Source organism: Pseudahrensia aquimaris, assembly GCF_042676045.1.
In the GTDB taxonomy this organism is placed as follows: Bacteria; Pseudomonadota; Alphaproteobacteria; order Rhizobiales; family Rhizobiaceae; genus Pseudahrensia; species Pseudahrensia aquimaris.
Window position 1 is genome coordinate 79,444 of the sequence record NZ_JBHTJV010000012.1, and the last position, 14,933, is coordinate 94,376.

Below are 14,933 nucleotides of genomic sequence, written 5' to 3' on the forward strand. Positions count from 1 at the left end.
CCGACCATGCACACCCCACCGTTCGACAATGCCAACAAGCCCATCGTTGACGCCGATGACCCCAATGTTCCGCTGAACTATTTCAACATCGTGAAGCTGAAGAAGGGCCAGGCGTTTGACTATCAGGTGCCCGGCTACGAGACATGCATCGTACCGGCCACCGGCACGGTCGATGTGGAAATCGAAGGCGTGTCCTACGCCGCGCTCGGCACGCGCACGGTGGACGTTTGGGACGGCGAGCCGGAAGGCGTTTATGTACCCGTTGGTGCCAAAGCAACGATGGTTTGCATGACCGACGAAGCCGAAGTCTTCGTCGCGGGCGCGAAGTACGACAAGGTGCTGGAGCCGTTCGACGTGCGCGTGGCCGATCTCGACAAGGTGCAATACGGCTCCGACGAGACAAAGACCCACCGCAAGATCAAGCACATCCTCGGCACGAAATACCACGACAAAGTGGGGCGCTTGCTGGTGTCGGAACTTTTCACCGTCGGCCAGGGCGGCTGGTCCGGCTTTCCGCCGCACAAACACGACACCGACCGACTGCCCGACGAAACACGCCACGATGAGACCTACAATTTCCGCTTCAAGCCGAACAATGGTTTCGGCATGCAGCTCGTGCAGCGCGAAGACGGCAAGGTTGGCGACGCTTATCATCTGGTCGATGGGTCCACGATCACGCTGGAAAAGGGCTACCACCCCTGCGTCGTCGCGCCGGGCTACGAGATGTATTATTTCACCATCCTTGGCGGCCTGTCGCAGCGATCGCTCGTGCAATATTTCCAGCCCGATCATGCATGGCAGATCGAAACGATCCCCGGCATCAAGGACATGATTGCCAAGTTCAAATGACGGTCGCGACGCTTGCAGAAGTTTTGGCGCCTGCCCGCGCAGAAGGTTATGCGCTGGCGGGCGTTGTGGTGCTGGGCTGGGAAGACGCGCTGGCTTATGTTCAGGCAGCGGAGGAGACGGGCATCCCGATCATCCTGCAAGCCGGGCCGGGCTGCCGCGCTCATACGCCGGTCTCCGTGTTGGGGCCAATGTTTCGGCATCTGGCCGAGCAGGCGAGCGTGCCCGTTGTCGCCCATATTGACCACGGCAAGACGGTTGAAGAATGCATAGAGGCCATAGACTACGGCTTCACATCGCTGATGTATGACGGCTCCGCCCTCCCGCTTGATGAGAATATCGAAAACACACTTGCGGTGATCGAGAAAGCACGGTCGGCGAGCATTAGTGTGGAAGGCGAAGTGGGTTTCGTTGGCTACGCGGAAGGGGCAACATCGGCGGCCACCGCGCCGGAAGAAGCGCAACGATTTGCGGTCGAGACAGGCGTTGATGCCTTGGCGGTTTCGGTTGGCAATGTGCATCTGCAAACCGAAAAAACCGCTGGCATCGATTTTGCGGCCGTCGCCGCCATTGAAGCGGTTTGCAATGTGCCGCTGGTTATCCACGGCGGCAGCGGCGTGCCGGTTGCGGATCGTCAACGGTTGGCACGGGAAACTTCGGTTTGTAAGTTCAACATCGGCACCGAATTGCGCATGGCTTTTGGCGCGGCGCTGCGGAGATCAATCGAGGATCATCCCAACGCTTTTGACCGCATTTCTCTTCTCAAGCCGACAATCGAGCCGGTGCGACAAGCGACTGCGAAGGTGCTGCGGCAATTGCGATTTCCCAGCGGTCTTTGACCGCTAAGGGCTATGCGAGATCGCTTATTTTGGGGCGAGTAACCCCATTTAGCCGCTCCAAAACCGCTTTTCGGCAGGCGAAAACGGCATTTCCCGGCGGCAAAAGGCGCTCTCGCTCCTCATCCAGCTTCAAAATCAGCCTCCGCCAAGCGTGAACGATGCGGGCGCGGGCGATGGCTTGGGCAATTGGGTCTTTCGGAACGGCGTGATTTTCAGCCAGCAGTGTTTCGTGCAGCATGCGAAAAGATTTCGCCAAGGATGAAGGCAGCAAGCTCTCCATCGCCCAATCGGGCATCGTGGAAACACCAGCGGACAACACCCAGTCGGTCGGCATTGGTGAACGCGTCAGCCGCACACGCGGCGCGAGTTCTATTCCTTCGGGCGTCTCCACATCGGGTGCGGCAAGCACGAGTTTCACATCTGTTATTGCAGGCAGGTTTTCCGCATAAATGCGCGGACTGGCCGCCTGCGTTTCGCGCAGGCCGTGGGTGCTCAGGCGATAATGTGCGTTCCGGCCAACCTTGCGGGAGACGATCCAGCTGTCTTTTCGTAGTCGGTGCAATGCCACGCGGGTTGCGTCCGGGCGGATGCCGAGCCGTTCCATCAGCATCATCAAAACCTGGCCGCTGATCTCATCCCCATCACCGCTTGCCAGATCGCCAAACAGGGTGACGATGACCGACCAGACCTTGATCGGATCGTCGCTGGGGAGAAGGTCTATTTGGCTAGCCACAAGCAAGGGTCAGACCGCATTCATAGTCAGCAGTTCATATTCCGCGACCGTGTCGTCGTCTTGATTGGTCAGCGTGACGTGCCAGCGCACTTCGCCGTATTCGTCGTTGCGTAGGGTTTTGCGTTTTACCGTCAGCCGCACCTTGATCGCGTCGCCCGCTTGAACCGGCTTCATAAAGCGCAGATTGTCGAGGCCGGTATTGGCCAGGACCGGGCCGGGATCGGGCTGCACAAACAGGCCCGCAGCAAAGGAAAGCAGCAGGTAACCGTGGGCCACGCGACCGGGGAAGAAGGGGTTCGCCTTAGCGGCTTCTTCGTCCATGTGCGCGTAGAAAGTATCGCCCGTGAAGTGGGCGAAGTGTTCAATGTCTTCCAGAGTGACTTTGCGCGAGTCGCTGTTGAACGTCTCGCCAAGGTCGAGTTCATGGAATGTGCGGGTGAACGGGTGGGCATCATGCGAAATTTCCGGCGCACCCGGTATCCATGTCTCGCCAATGGCGGAGAGCATCTGCGGACTGCCCTGAATGGCGGTGCGCTGCATGTAGTGCATGACGCCGCGAATGCCGCCCATTTCCTCGCCGCCGCCTGCCCTGCCCGGCCCGCCATGCACCATGTGCGGCAGGGGGGAGCCGTGGCCTGTGGCCTCCTTCGCGCTGTCGCGGTTGTTGATGTATAGCCGCCCATGGAACGCGCCGGAGCTCATCACCATAGCCTTTGCTGTTCCCACATCGTGTGTGAAAAGCGAGGCAACCAGTGAGCCGCCGCCCTTGTTCAGCAGGTGGCTGGCATGCTCGATATCGCGGTAGGGCATGAGCGTGGCCACGGGGCCAAAGGCTTCTGTGCGGTGCGCTTCAACAGCGGCATCAGGATTGTTGCACTGAAACAGAATGGGGGGGACGAAGGCATCTGGCGCAGTATCTTTGCCTAGCAAATCCATTGTCGTTAAATCGCCGAATACGCGCTCGGCCTCTGATTCCAATTTGCTGATCTTGGCCAAGACGTCTTGTTTTTGATCAGCCGAAATCAGCGCGCCCATGCGGGTGTCCTCGTGGCGTGGATCACCGATCGTGATTGTTGCCAGTTTGGCAACAAGCGCTTCGCGGGCTGGGTCGATAAGATTTTCAGGGATGAGAAGCCTGCGCATTCCCGTGCATTTCTGACCTGCTTTGGCTGTGATCTCGCGCACCGCTTCCTTGATGAAAATATCAAATTCCAGCGCATCAGGTGTGGCATCGGGGCCGAGCACGGCTCCGTTCAAACTGTCTTGCTCCGCGATGAAGCGAACTGAATTCTGTGCGATAGAGGGCGTGGCGCGGAGCATCGTTGCCGTAGCGGCGGAACCTGTGAAGCTCACCACGTCTTGACCATCGAGGCGGTCGAGAAGGTCGCCCGTTCTGCCGCACACAAGTTGGAGTGCGCCATCTGGCAAGAGGCCAGATTCCAGCATCATTCGCACGCAAGCTTCAGTGACGTAGCACGATGCGGTAGCTGGTTTTACGATGGCGGGAACGCCAGCCAGAAATGTGGGGGCCAGCTTTTCCAACATGCCCCAAACGGGGAAATTGTAGGCGTTGATATGGACCGCAACACCCTGCAACGGCGTTGCGATGTGCTGGCCCTGGAACGTGCCGCTACGCGAGAGCAATTCAGGCGGACCATCGAGATAGACATGCGCATCGGGCAATTCGCGACGGCCTTTCGAGGCGAAGACAAAAAGCGTGCCTATGCCGCCATCGATATCGATCAGGTGGTCTTTTTGGGTGGCACCTGTGTCGAATGACAAATCGTAAAGCGCCTGTTTGCGCTCGCCCAAATATTGCGCCAGCGCTTTCAGCATTTTGGCGCGGTCGTGGAATGTGAGCTTGCGCAAAGCTGGGCCACCGACGCTCTTGGCATGATCCAGCATGTCCTGGAAATCGAGCGCGGCACCGCCTGCCCGAGCAATTTCGCGGCCATGAATGGCGCTATAGATAAGGGAAGCGCCCGCCCCAGGTGCATGCCAGCCGCCCAATGCAAAACTGTTGACCTCAATCATGCTTTCGCCCTCCTGAGGCATCGTTTTAATGCTGGTCGTAATCGACGGTGATCGTCTCGCTCGTTGGATGGGCCTGACAGGTGAGAATGCGTCCGGCCTCCACTTCGTAGTCCTCCAGCGCGTGGTTGGCGACCATCTCCACCGCACCCTCGGTCAGCCGCGCCATGCAGGTGGAGCATACGCCCGCCGTGCAGGCATAGGGGGCTTCAATGCTTTGCGCCAAGGCCGCTTCCAGAACACTCTGATCGGGTGCGATGTCGAGCGTGTGGCGGGTGCCGTCGAGTATGATCGTTGCCTTGGTGGCTTTTGCGTTTTGAGCCACTTTGGAAACCGCACGTTTCTTGGCTCGGCCTGCTTGGGAAGCCGCGAAGAGTTCGTATTTGATCGCGTCTTTGCCCAAACCACGGCTCTCCAGCGCAGCGGCTGCGGTTTTCATCATCTCTTCGGGGCCGCAGATGAAGGCGAGGTCGATGCGCGATATGTCGATCATTTTCTCAAACAGCGCATCGCATTTTTCGGTGTCCAATCGGCCGGAAAGCAGGTCGATATCTTGGCCGCCTCCGCTCAAAACATGCACCAGATTGAGGCGCGTCATGTTGAGATTTTTCAAGTCTTCCAGCTCTTCGCGGAACATCACGGTGTTCACCGCGCGGTTGGAATAGAGCAGCGTGATGTCGGCTTTCGGTTCTTCGGCGAGAATGGTCTTGGTGAGTGAAAGGATAGGCGTGATGCCCGAACCGGCGGCGATCATCAGGTAGTGGCGCGCCGCTTCGGGCTGGAGCGGCGCGTGGAAATTACCCATCGGCGGCATGGCTTCCAGCCGTTCGCCAACTTTCAGATTTTCATTGGCCCAAGTTGAAAATGCGCCGCCGTCCACGCGCTTGATGCCGACACGCAATGCGCCGTCATGGGTGCCGGAACAGATGGAATAAGAACGGCGCAATTCCTCTCCGTCGAATTCCTTGCGGAACGTGAGATATTGCCCCTGCGTGAAAGAGAAATCTGCACCGTTTTCCGGCTGGAGCGTCACAACGACCGCGTCTCTTGTTGTGGGCTGAATGTCTGTGACTGTCAGGGTGTGAAATTGGGCCATGGTCACAAGCTCACAGGCATTTGAAATAGTCGAAGGGCTCAAGGCAGGTCTTGCAGCGCCAATGGGCTTTGCACGGCGTGGAGCCAAACTGGCTCACTTTCTCCACGAGCGCAGAACTGCAGCGCGGGCATTTGTCCGGCCCACCAGCAGGGTTTGGCGGGGCGATGCCGTATTCCTCCAGCCGCTTTTTGCCCTTTTCGGTCAACCAATCGGTCGTCCAAGCGGGGGAAAGCTGCGTTTCAAATTTGATCTTCTTGATACCTTTGGCGAGCAGCGCGGTTTCGATATCGAGGTTGATGATCGTCGTTGCGGGACAGCCGGAATAAGTGGGCGTAACTGCAACGTGCAGCGTATCGCCCCGCCATTCCACACCCCGCACAATACCCAGATCGACAACGGAAATGACCGGGATTTCGGGGTCCGGCACATCGTCAAGCCAATGCCAGATTTCATCCGTCGATGGGCGCGTGGAGACTACCATGTTGCGCCCGGATAGGCCCGCTGGAGCCATTGCATGGACGAAAGCAGGTGGCCCAGATGTTCGGTGTGCTGCTTGCCTGTTCTGCCGCCGGAATGGGCGAAGATTGTATCGGGGACACCGAGCGTGGCTTCGCCCATCACACCAGCAATTGTGCCGCTCCACGCCTCACGCAGACTGGATGGCAGGGGAGCTATCTTCTCAGCCACCACGGCCTCATCAATCGCGTCGTCAGCAAACATCTCACCGGTGAACGGCCAGAGGCGATCTAACGCTGCCTGCATCTTTTCATGGCTCGTTTCCGTGCCATCGCCTAATGCGATCACCGTCTCGCTGGAGCGTTCAAGATGATAAGCGGCCTCTTTGCCACTTTTAGCCGCGATAGCCGCGATGCGCTCGTCGGATGAACCTTCCAACGCCTTCAGCATTGGCACTTGGTATGCGTCGAACAGGAATTGGCGCATCATCGTGTGGCCGAAATCGCGGTTTGGCTGTTCCAGCATCAGAAGATTGCGGAAATCCCAGAAGTCGCGCAGGAAGGCGAGGTCGTCTGCGTCGCGGTCCTTGCCCTCGATTTCAGCCGCATAACCCAGCCAGTTTTGCGTTTGGCCGATCAAATCAAGCGCGGTGTTGGCGAGCGCAATGTCCTCTTCCAACACGGGGGCCTTGCCGCACCATTCCGAAATGCGGTGACCAAGGATGAGCGTGTTATCGCCCATTCGCAGCAGGAATTGAAACAGGTGATCGTCGCTCACATCGCACCCACATCGTCGGGAATGTCGAAGAAGGTCGGGTGGCGGTAGACCTTGTCGTTGGCCGGCTCATAAAGCGGGCCTTTGTCTCCCGGCGCGGAGGCGTGAATGTCGGCTGACTTCGCCACCCAGATGGAAACGCCTTCATTGCGCCGCGTGTAGACATCGCGGGCGTTAAGGATTGCCATCTCCTCATCCGGCGCGTGGAGCGAACCGACATGACGGTGGCTCATGCCGTGCGCTCCACGAATGAAGATTTCCCAAAGCGGCCATTCTTGGGTCATCAGGCTGCTGCCTTGGCCCGTGCCGCGCGCTTTTCAGCGTGGGCCTGCATGGCTTCGCGCACCCATGCGCCGTCTTCCCACGCATTTTTGCGGGTTTCCAGACGCTCGGTGTTGCAGGGGCCGTTGCCGGAAATGACGTCGAAGAATTCGTTCCAGTCCGGCTCTGAGAAGTCGTAGCCGCCTTTTTCTTCGTTCCAGACGAGGTTTTCGTCCGGCACGGTGAGGCCGAGATATTCGGCTTGTGGCACCGTCTGGTCGACGAATTTCTGGCGCAGCTCGTCGTTGGTGTTCATCTTGATTTTCCACGCCATCGACTGGGCGGAATGGACGCTGTCTTTGTCGGACGGGCCGAACATCATCAGCGCGGGAAACCAGAAACGGTTGAGCGCGTCTTGCGCCATGCGCTTTTGCGCTTCCGTGCCGTTGGCCATCTTCATCATGATGTCGAAGCCTTGGCGCTGGTGGAAACTCTCTTCCTTGCAGATGCGGATCATGGCGCGGGAATACGGGCCAAACGATGTGCGCTGCAGCGGGACTTGATTCATGATTGCCGCACCATCCACGAGCCAGCCAACCGCGCCCATATCCGCCCATGTGAGCGTGGGATAATTGAAGATCGAAGAATATTTCATCTTGCCGCTGTGGAGTTGCTCAAACAGCTCGTCCCGCGAAATGCCCAGCGTTTCGGCAGCGCAATAGAGATAGAGGCCGTGGCCCGCTTCATCTTGCACCTTGGCGAGAAGAATGGCCTTGCGCTCCAGCGTGGGCGCGCGGGTGATCCAGTTGCCCTCCGGCAATTGACCAACGATTTCAGAATGAGCGTGCTGACCGATCTGGCGGATTAGGTTTTTGCGGTAGGCTTCCGGCATCCAATCCTTCGGCTCAATCTTTTCGCCCGCATCAATCCGCTCCTGAAAAGCGCGCTCCTGCGGGTTCATCTCGCTCTTGTCACGCACGGCTTGGCCGGTCGATTTTACCATTTGGGCATACATGGGGCTGTCCTCCTGAGGGACATTTTTAGCAGCGATGCCAGATCATAGCAATGATTATGTAACAAAATATAAGAGTCGAGAAAATTCTGTAACATAACGGCTGCATGGCAGCCTGTGGAAACTGTCACAATCGAAATCTCTCCTTGATGCGAGCGGCATGATCGTGTTGCGTGCCGAGTGTGGAACCCGAGATTGGGAGATGCGCCGATGAGCCGTCACGAAGAAATGCTGAACAAAATCCGCGAAGGCGCTCAGCGCGCGTTTGGGTCGGAGGAAAGCCAGATCTGGCTGAACCGCAAATCCCGTTTGTTCGACCACAAAACACCTCTGGAACTGGCCCAAGAGGACGCTGATCGTGTGCTGAACTTTGTTGAATGCATGACCGGCGAGGAAGTCAGCACCCGGCATTAAACCGGCAGCGCGGAAGTTTCCTTCAGCGTGTCGAGCACGATTGCGGTTTTGACGTTCTGAACCGCTTTGTGCGGCAGCAGTGTCTGGTTGATGAACTCGGACAAGGCTTTGAGATCAGGGGTCACAACCTTGATCATGTAATCCATCTCACCCGTCAGTGCGTAGGCATCAAGCACTTGTGGAAGTCGGGCGAGCAGGCTGCGAAGATTGGCGGCATTGTCGTCGTTGTGGGTCGCCAACGTCACGGAGACGAGGCTTTTAAGCCCGATGCCCACCTTTTCCGGATCAAGCCGAGCCGTGTATCCGTTAATGATCCCAGCATCCTCCAGCGCCGTGCGACGGCGGGAGCATTGTGAGGCGGACAGACCAACACGGTCCGCCAGTTCGGCATTTGTGAACCGCCCATCTTCTTGCAGGCTTGCGAGAATCTTGCGATCAAACGCATCTAATGCATTGGCCATGGCTTATTTTCTCTGAATCTCACACATTTCTTGCACATTATGATTAAATTGCGCGTCGATTGCAAAGTCTGTGCGCCCAGGATGCACTATAGTTGTTCCATCACATTTCAGGAGGAACAATCCATGGGTCCGTTTCCACACGACGCGCCACGCGCGACGATTACCGAACACAATCCTGCCGGCACGGACGGGTTTGAATTTGTTGAATTCGCCCATCCAGAGCCCGAAAAGCTGGAAAGCCTGTTTGCGACCATGGGCTATCAACCCGTCGCTCAGCATAAAAGGAAAGCGATCACCGTTTGGCGGCAGGGCGACATCAACTACGTCATCAATGCCGAACCGGGCACCCATGCCGCGCGGTTTGTCAAAGAACACGGTCCCTGTGCCGCTTCAATGGCTTGGCGGGTGGCGGATGCGCAGCATGCGTTTGATCTGGCAGTCGCACGTGGCGCGCAGCCTTATCTTGGGGATGGTAAGGTGATGGACGTGCCCGCGATCGTCGGGATTGGCGGGTCGCTGCTGTATTTCATCGACAGCTATGGCGAGACGGGCTCTGCCTATGACGCGGAGTTTGATTGGATTGGCGAACGCGACCCGAAACCAGAAGGTATCGGCTTTTACTATCTCGATCACCTCACCCACAACGTCTATCGCGGCAATATGGATCGCTGGTGGCATTTCTACCGTGACTTGTTCGGCTTCACGCAAATCCATTTCTTCGACATTGAAGGCAAGATGACAGGTCTGATCAGCCGCGCCATCACGTCCCCCTGCGGGAAAATTCGTATTCCGCTGAATGAATCCACCGACGATAAAAGCCAAATTGAGGCCTATCTGCATAAATACAAAGGCGAAGGCATTCAGCACATTGCGGTTGGCACTGACGGAATTTATGACGCAACCGACAAGCTGGCTGAAAACGGCCTGAAGTTCATGCCCGGCCCACCGGAAACCTATTACGAGATGTCCCAAGCAAGGGTGAACGGCCATAATGAGCCGCTGGATCGCATGAAACGGCATGGCATTTTGATCGACGGCGAGGGCGTGTTCGATGATGCCAACGGCGACCGGATGACGAAAATCCTGCTCCAGATTTTCTCCAAAACCGTAATCGGCCCGATCTTCTTCGAGTTCATTCAGCGCAAGGGCGACGAAGGGTTTGGCGAAGGGAATTTCCGGGCGCTTTTTGAGAGCATCGAGGCGGAACAGATACGGACTGGTGAATTGGTGGGCTAGTGATCTCACCAAAACAAAAAAGGGGCGGCCTCACAGGCCGCCCGTTTGGCTTGGGTTTAGCAATCTTGAATCAATCTTGCGCCAGCAGCGCGTCGATGCGGTCCATCTTATCATCTTTGTCATAGATGTCGTAGTAGGCCGAGGCCATCAGTGCGGGCGGGCCGAAGAAGAAGCGTTCGTAGAGCGCTTGGCGCGTTCCAAAGCCGGAAATCGCCACATCGTGCGCCAGCCGGAACAGGCCGACCCGGTCTCGGGATTCGGCGTTTGCCAGCTGGAAATACTGCTCAACATCGCCAGCCATCTCGTTGGAGAAGTCGGCCTCAGACGGTGTCGCCATGAGCGAAGATGAACCGATGAGCTGCAGAATTTCGACCATGCGGGGATACATTTTCGGGAACATGTTGCGCGACGTATCGATGGGGCCGCGCAGGGGGATGAAGTTGCCAAACTCGTCTTCGTGGGCCTGCTGTTCGGCGCTGTAGAGCATGGCACGGACGGCCTCCGTCATTTGCATGACTTCGGCGATCAGGCCTTTGGTGTGTAGGTCTTTATCGCGGCCAGACGCGGCGGCGATCTTGCACATCAGGCCGACCATGAATTCAGCCTTAGCAAGCTTCCCACATGCAACCTGATGCATCATGTGGACGACTGCATTGGTGGCGTTGAAAGCCTGATTGCACAATTCTGGCTGGCCGTACATGAACACTCGTTCCCACGGCACAAACACGTTTTCGAAAATCACGACTGCGTCCATTTCCTCATAGCGTGAGGAAAGCGGCGCATCGAATGTGCTCTCACCATGATCGTAGGAATCGCGGCACATCATTTTCAAACCAGGTGTCGCGATGGGGATCGCGAACGCAAAAGCGAACGGGATGTTGTCTTCGCTGGCACGCAGCACCGTGGATGGAAAAACCTCGATTTCATCTGACAGCGGACCAAGCGTTGCAAGTAGTCGAGCGCCGTTCACATAGATTCCAGCATCGGTTTCCTTAGTGACGTGCAGCGCGACTTTCTCGTTGAATTTGCCCGAGGCAGCCTGCTGGAAGTTTACTGCCGGATTGACCAGCGTGTGGGTCAGCACTTTGTCGTTCTTTCGGGCATAGTCGTAGAAGTTCGTCATGTTTTTGGCAAAATCAGCATTGCCCTTCGTGCCTTGTGCCAAGAAGCTTGTCGCGGAGGCGAAGGCCATAACGGAAGCATTCTTGTAGTCCGGCGTGCGGCCAAACATGCCGTTCGACCATTTGGCCCATTCGTAATAGGCGCGGCCACGGGCTATGACGTCTTCTTTGCTCTTGGGCTTTTTATAGGCCATCGCGCAGCGGTCGCCGTCTTCATCGACATAGGTGACGGTGTCGCGCCATTTGGCGTCGTGCTGACGGTCGAGGAAGCCACCCAGAGTTTCTGCACCGCGTGCCATGCCCGGCTCGGCAGTTACGTCTTTGACGCGCTTGCCACGATGCCAGATTTCGCGGTCGTCGCGCAGGCCCTCGAGATATTGCTTGCCGGTGCGTATGCCGGTGCCGATGTCGGATGGTGCAGAGTGTTCGGTGGCGTCGATTTCATTGACCGCAATACCGGCTTGGCTAAGGTCGTCCATCATATGTCTTTTCCCTAAACGTCTTTCGCCTCAGCCGTTGCTGGCTTTGGGCAGGTCTGGCGCTGCGGCGGCAGCAGCGATTTTTCTCAACGTGTTTTCCATGTGTTGCCAATCTTCGGGCGAAACCGTGTTGCGCAAACGGGCGTCTATCTGCGCCACGTGCGGCGTCACTTCATCTTCCAGCGCCCTGCCCTTGGCTGTCGGCACGATGTAGACTGCCCGGCGATCTTCCACCGAGCGGACACGGGACACGAAACCCTTTTTCTCTAACCTGTCGATAATGCCGACGAGGCTGGGGGCAGGCAAAAGAGTGCGGCGGGACAGATCAGCCGAGGTGACGCGCATTTCGCTCCACAGCACCCGCAAGATGCGCCATTGCTGTTCGGTCAGATCGTAACGCGCAAACAGTTCGCGGTAATCCGGCATGATATCGTCCAGCGCCCGGTTCAGGATCATAGGAAGAGATCGGTCAAAGCTCGTCATGCAGGGAATTTTCCGGTTGGCGGCAAGCATTCACATGTGTATCGTTAATATGTGAATTAAATGACCGTTTGCGTCGGAAGTCAAGACAAACCCACGGCTATTCACGTTCCAGCCCTTGTCATTCGGGCGCGAATTAGGTTTCCATTTGACAGGATGTCGCACAAAATGCGGTCACGAAGGGGTATTTTCATGTCGGAACTCGACGACAACATTTCTAAATTGCACACCTATTTGGCCCCCTTTCGGCAAAACGGGGTGATGAACCGCATCAACGGCGAAGTCGTGCCCGCCCAATCCGGCGAGACGTTCGACAACAATTCGCCCGTCGATGAGGAGTTGATCTGCACAGTCGCCAAAAGCGGACCTGCGGATATCGACGCGGCAGCACAAGCAGCCCATGACGCCTTCCCCGCATGGCGCGATATGGCTGGAACGGAGCGCAAGAAAATTCTTCATGCGATTGCTGACGGTATCGTGGCACGTGCCGAGGAGATCGCGTTTGCCGAGTGTTATGACACGGGTCAGGCACTGCGGTTTATGTCGAAGGCGGCTTTGCGGGGTGCGGAGAACTTCCGTTATTTCGCCGATCTTGCCCCATCCGCCCGAGACGGCAAGCAGATGCCTTCTGCGACGTTGATGAATGTAACCACACGGGTTCCGATCGGCCCTGTGGGCGTCATTACACCTTGGAACACGCCGTTCATGCTTTCCACCTGGAAAATTGCACCTGCGCTCGCCGCCGGTTGCACGGTGGTGCACAAGCCTGCCGAGTTTTCGCCTGTGACTGCCAGTATCTTGCTGGAAATTGCAGAGGAAGCCGGGCTGCCACCGGGGGTTTGGAACCTTGTGAATGGCTTTGGCGAGGATGCGGGCAAGGCGCTCACGGAGCACCCAAAAATCCGCGCCATCGCTTTTGTCGGCGAAAGCCGCACAGGCTCGATGATCATGAAACAGGGCGCAGACACGCTGAAACGGACGCATTTCGAACTGGGCGGCAAGAACCCTGTGGTGGTGTTTGACGATGCCGAACTCGACCGGGCGCTCGATGCGGCGATTTTCATGATTTATTCGCTCAACGGCGAACGCTGCACGTCATCATCGCGTTTGCTGGTCCAGTCTTCCATCGCTGACGATTTTCTCTCAGCAATGGCAACCCGCGTGAAGAACATTCGAGTGGGCCATCCACTCGACCCTGAAACCGAGATTGGACCGCTGATCCACAAAGTTCATTTCGACAAGGTTTGCTCTTACTTCGACATTGCCAAAGAAGAGGGCGCCAAGATCGCCGCCGGTGGTGCTGCGAAAGAGGGCAAAGGCTGGTTTGTGGAACCGACGCTGTTCACCGCCGCCAACAACGACATGAAGATCGCCCGTGAGGAAATTTTCGGACCTGTGCTGACGGCCATCACGTTCGACACCGAAGAGGAAGCCTTGGCGATTGCCAATGACACCGAATACGGCCTCACCGGCTATGTCTGGACCAACGATCTGACCCGCGCCCTGCGCTTCACCGACAAGTTGGAGGCGGGCATGATCTGGGTGAATTCTGAAAACGTTCGCCACCTGCCAACACCGTTTGGCGGTGTCAAAGCCAGTGGCATTGGCCGCGATGGCGGCGACTGGTCTTTTGAATTCTACATGGAACAAAAGCATGTCGGCTTCGCCACCGGCCACCACAAAATTCCACAATTGGGAGCCTGATCGTCATGCCCATTCCCGCAGCAAACCTGAATCCACCTTTCAACATCGTGCGGCTGAGCCACGTGGAATATGGCGTGAAAGACATCGCCGCTTCCAAAGCGTTTTACGTCGATACGCTTGGCCTGCAAGTGACGCATGAAGAGAAGGGGCGGCTCTATCTGCGCGCGATGGAAGAACGTGGGCATCACTGCATTTCACTGCACGAGACGGGCGAAAGCTCGGTTAATGTGCTGGGGTTCAAGGTCTGGTCCGAAGAGGAATTGGACAAGGCGAAAGCGTGGTTCGACGGCAAAGGCCTGCCGACGGAGTGGATCGAAAAGCCGTTTATGGGCCGCATTCTGCGCACCCGCGACCCCTGGGGCATTCCGCTGGAATTCTATGCGAAGATGGACCGGCTTGAGTCGATCCATCAGAAATACAAACTCTACAACGGCGTCAAACCGCTGCGTATTGACCATTTCAACATGTTCTCCGCCGATGTGGATGCGAGCGTGGAGTTCTATGGTGAAATGGGATTTCGCACGACGGAATACACCGAGGACGCCGAAAGCGGGCGTGTTTGGGCCGCTTGGATGCACCGCAAAGGCGGCGTCCACGATGTAGCCTTCACCAATGGCACAGGCCCGCGCCTGCACCACACAGCCTTTTGGGTGCCAACGCCGCTGAACATCATCGACCTGCTCGATCTGATGGCGACCACGGGTTACGTGAGCAACATCGAACGCGGACCGGGCCGGCACGGCATTTCGAATGCGTTCTTCCTCTACATTCTCGATCCTGACGGCCACCGCATCGAGATTTATTGCTCGGACTATCAAACGATCGACCCCGATCACGAGCCGATCAAATGGGACTTGAAAGACCCGCAGCGCCAGACGCTTTGGGGAGCACCCGCGCCGAAGAGCTGGTTTGAGCACGGGAGCTTGTTTGCTGGAGCGGAAACCAAGGAAAGTGGCCTGAAGGCGCAGCCGATCATTGCGCCATGAAGGG

At 57.2% G+C, this 14,933-nt stretch carries 16 protein-coding genes; 6 read left to right on the forward strand and 10 right to left on the reverse strand.

Going from position 1 to position 14,933, the window contains the following annotated elements:
- Positions 1–6: 6 nt before the first annotated feature.
- The gene (locus tag ACFQ14_RS13260) at positions 7–849 is read left to right on the forward strand and encodes a 5-deoxy-glucuronate isomerase (protein WP_377213235.1); all 843 of its coding nucleotides are present in this window, start codon (positions 7–9) and stop codon (positions 847–849) included.
- Complete coding sequence (locus tag ACFQ14_RS13265; RefSeq protein WP_377213236.1) at positions 846–1,685, forward strand: class II fructose-bisphosphate aldolase; 840 nt, start codon at positions 846–848, stop codon at positions 1,683–1,685. The genes ACFQ14_RS13260 and ACFQ14_RS13265 overlap by 4 nt, the downstream gene beginning before the upstream one ends.
- Before the next feature lie 10 nt (positions 1,686–1,695).
- Here the strand turns inward: ACFQ14_RS13265 and ACFQ14_RS13270 are convergent, their stop codons facing one another.
- The 7 genes from ACFQ14_RS13270 to paaA are packed head-to-tail and all read right to left on the reverse strand — an operon-like array spanning position 1,696 to position 8,051.
- Positions 1,696–2,418 (reverse strand): hypothetical protein, encoded by a 723-nt coding sequence (locus tag ACFQ14_RS13270; RefSeq protein ID WP_377213237.1) that lies wholly within the window; start codon positions 2,416–2,418, stop codon positions 1,696–1,698.
- A gap of 9 nt (positions 2,419–2,427) precedes the next feature.
- Positions 2,428–4,452: a phenylacetic acid degradation bifunctional protein PaaZ gene (gene paaZ, locus ACFQ14_RS13275; protein ID WP_377213238.1), complete on the reverse strand. Its 2,025-nt coding sequence runs from the start codon at positions 4,450–4,452 to the stop codon at positions 2,428–2,430.
- 25 nt (positions 4,453–4,477) lie between these two features.
- Positions 4,478–5,545, reverse strand: a complete 1,068-nt coding sequence (locus tag ACFQ14_RS13280; protein ID WP_377213239.1) for a 2Fe-2S iron-sulfur cluster-binding protein — start codon at positions 5,543–5,545, stop codon at positions 4,478–4,480.
- A gap of 10 nt (positions 5,546–5,555) precedes the next feature.
- Positions 5,556–6,026, reverse strand: a complete 471-nt coding sequence (paaD, locus tag ACFQ14_RS13285; RefSeq protein ID WP_377213240.1) for a 1,2-phenylacetyl-CoA epoxidase subunit PaaD — start codon at positions 6,024–6,026, stop codon at positions 5,556–5,558.
- Positions 6,020–6,742 carry a 1,2-phenylacetyl-CoA epoxidase subunit PaaC gene (paaC, locus tag ACFQ14_RS13290; RefSeq protein ID WP_377213291.1) on the reverse strand — a complete coding sequence of 241 codons (723 nt, stop codon included), beginning with the start codon at positions 6,740–6,742 and terminating at the stop codon, positions 6,020–6,022. Before paaC ends, paaD begins: the two co-directional genes overlap by 7 nt.
- Positions 6,743–6,774: 32 nt before the next feature.
- On the reverse strand, positions 6,775–7,059 hold the full coding sequence (gene paaB, locus ACFQ14_RS13295; RefSeq protein ID WP_377213241.1) for a 1,2-phenylacetyl-CoA epoxidase subunit PaaB: 285 nt from the start codon (positions 7,057–7,059) through the stop codon (positions 6,775–6,777).
- On the reverse strand, positions 7,059–8,051 hold the full coding sequence (gene paaA, locus ACFQ14_RS13300; protein ID WP_377213242.1) for a 1,2-phenylacetyl-CoA epoxidase subunit PaaA: 993 nt from the start codon (positions 8,049–8,051) through the stop codon (positions 7,059–7,061). Before paaA ends, paaB begins: the two co-directional genes overlap by 1 nt.
- Positions 8,052–8,258: 207 nt before the next feature.
- Between paaA and ACFQ14_RS13305 the strand changes: the two genes are divergently transcribed.
- Positions 8,259–8,462, forward strand: coding sequence for an antitoxin Xre/MbcA/ParS toxin-binding domain-containing protein (locus ACFQ14_RS13305; protein ID WP_377213243.1), 204 nt, complete (start codon positions 8,259–8,261; stop codon positions 8,460–8,462).
- Here ACFQ14_RS13305 and ACFQ14_RS13310 read toward each other — a convergent pair.
- A complete protein-coding gene (locus ACFQ14_RS13310; protein ID WP_377213244.1) occupies positions 8,459–8,923 on the reverse strand; it encodes an Lrp/AsnC family transcriptional regulator in 465 nt (154 codons plus the stop codon). The genes ACFQ14_RS13305 and ACFQ14_RS13310 overlap by 4 nt on opposite strands.
- A 123-nt stretch (positions 8,924–9,046) precedes the next feature.
- Here ACFQ14_RS13310 and hppD point away from each other — a divergent pair, with 123 nt between their 5' ends.
- Positions 9,047–10,159 (forward strand): 4-hydroxyphenylpyruvate dioxygenase, encoded by a 1,113-nt coding sequence (gene hppD / locus ACFQ14_RS13315; RefSeq protein WP_377213245.1) that lies wholly within the window; start codon positions 9,047–9,049, stop codon positions 10,157–10,159.
- Between the two features lie 70 nt (positions 10,160–10,229).
- Here hppD and hpaB read toward each other — a convergent pair whose 3' ends face one another.
- The gene (hpaB, locus tag ACFQ14_RS13320) at positions 10,230–11,762 is read right to left on the reverse strand and encodes a 4-hydroxyphenylacetate 3-monooxygenase, oxygenase component (protein WP_377213246.1); all 1,533 of its coding nucleotides are present in this window, start codon (positions 11,760–11,762) and stop codon (positions 10,230–10,232) included.
- A 27-nt stretch (positions 11,763–11,789) separates the two neighbouring features.
- Entirely contained in the window at positions 11,790–12,242 is a 453-nt protein-coding gene (locus tag ACFQ14_RS13325) for a MarR family winged helix-turn-helix transcriptional regulator (RefSeq protein WP_377213247.1), read from the reverse strand.
- A 189-nt stretch (positions 12,243–12,431) separates the two neighbouring features.
- Here ACFQ14_RS13325 and hpaE point away from each other — a divergent pair, with 189 nt between their 5' ends.
- The gene (gene hpaE / locus ACFQ14_RS13330; protein WP_377213248.1) at positions 12,432–13,943 is read left to right on the forward strand and encodes a 5-carboxymethyl-2-hydroxymuconate semialdehyde dehydrogenase; all 1,512 of its coding nucleotides are present in this window, start codon (positions 12,432–12,434) and stop codon (positions 13,941–13,943) included.
- A gap of 5 nt (positions 13,944–13,948) precedes the next feature.
- Positions 13,949–14,929, forward strand: a complete 981-nt coding sequence (gene hpaD / locus ACFQ14_RS13335) for a 3,4-dihydroxyphenylacetate 2,3-dioxygenase (RefSeq protein WP_377213249.1) — start codon at positions 13,949–13,951, stop codon at positions 14,927–14,929.
- The last annotated feature ends 4 nt before the right edge of the window (positions 14,930–14,933 follow it).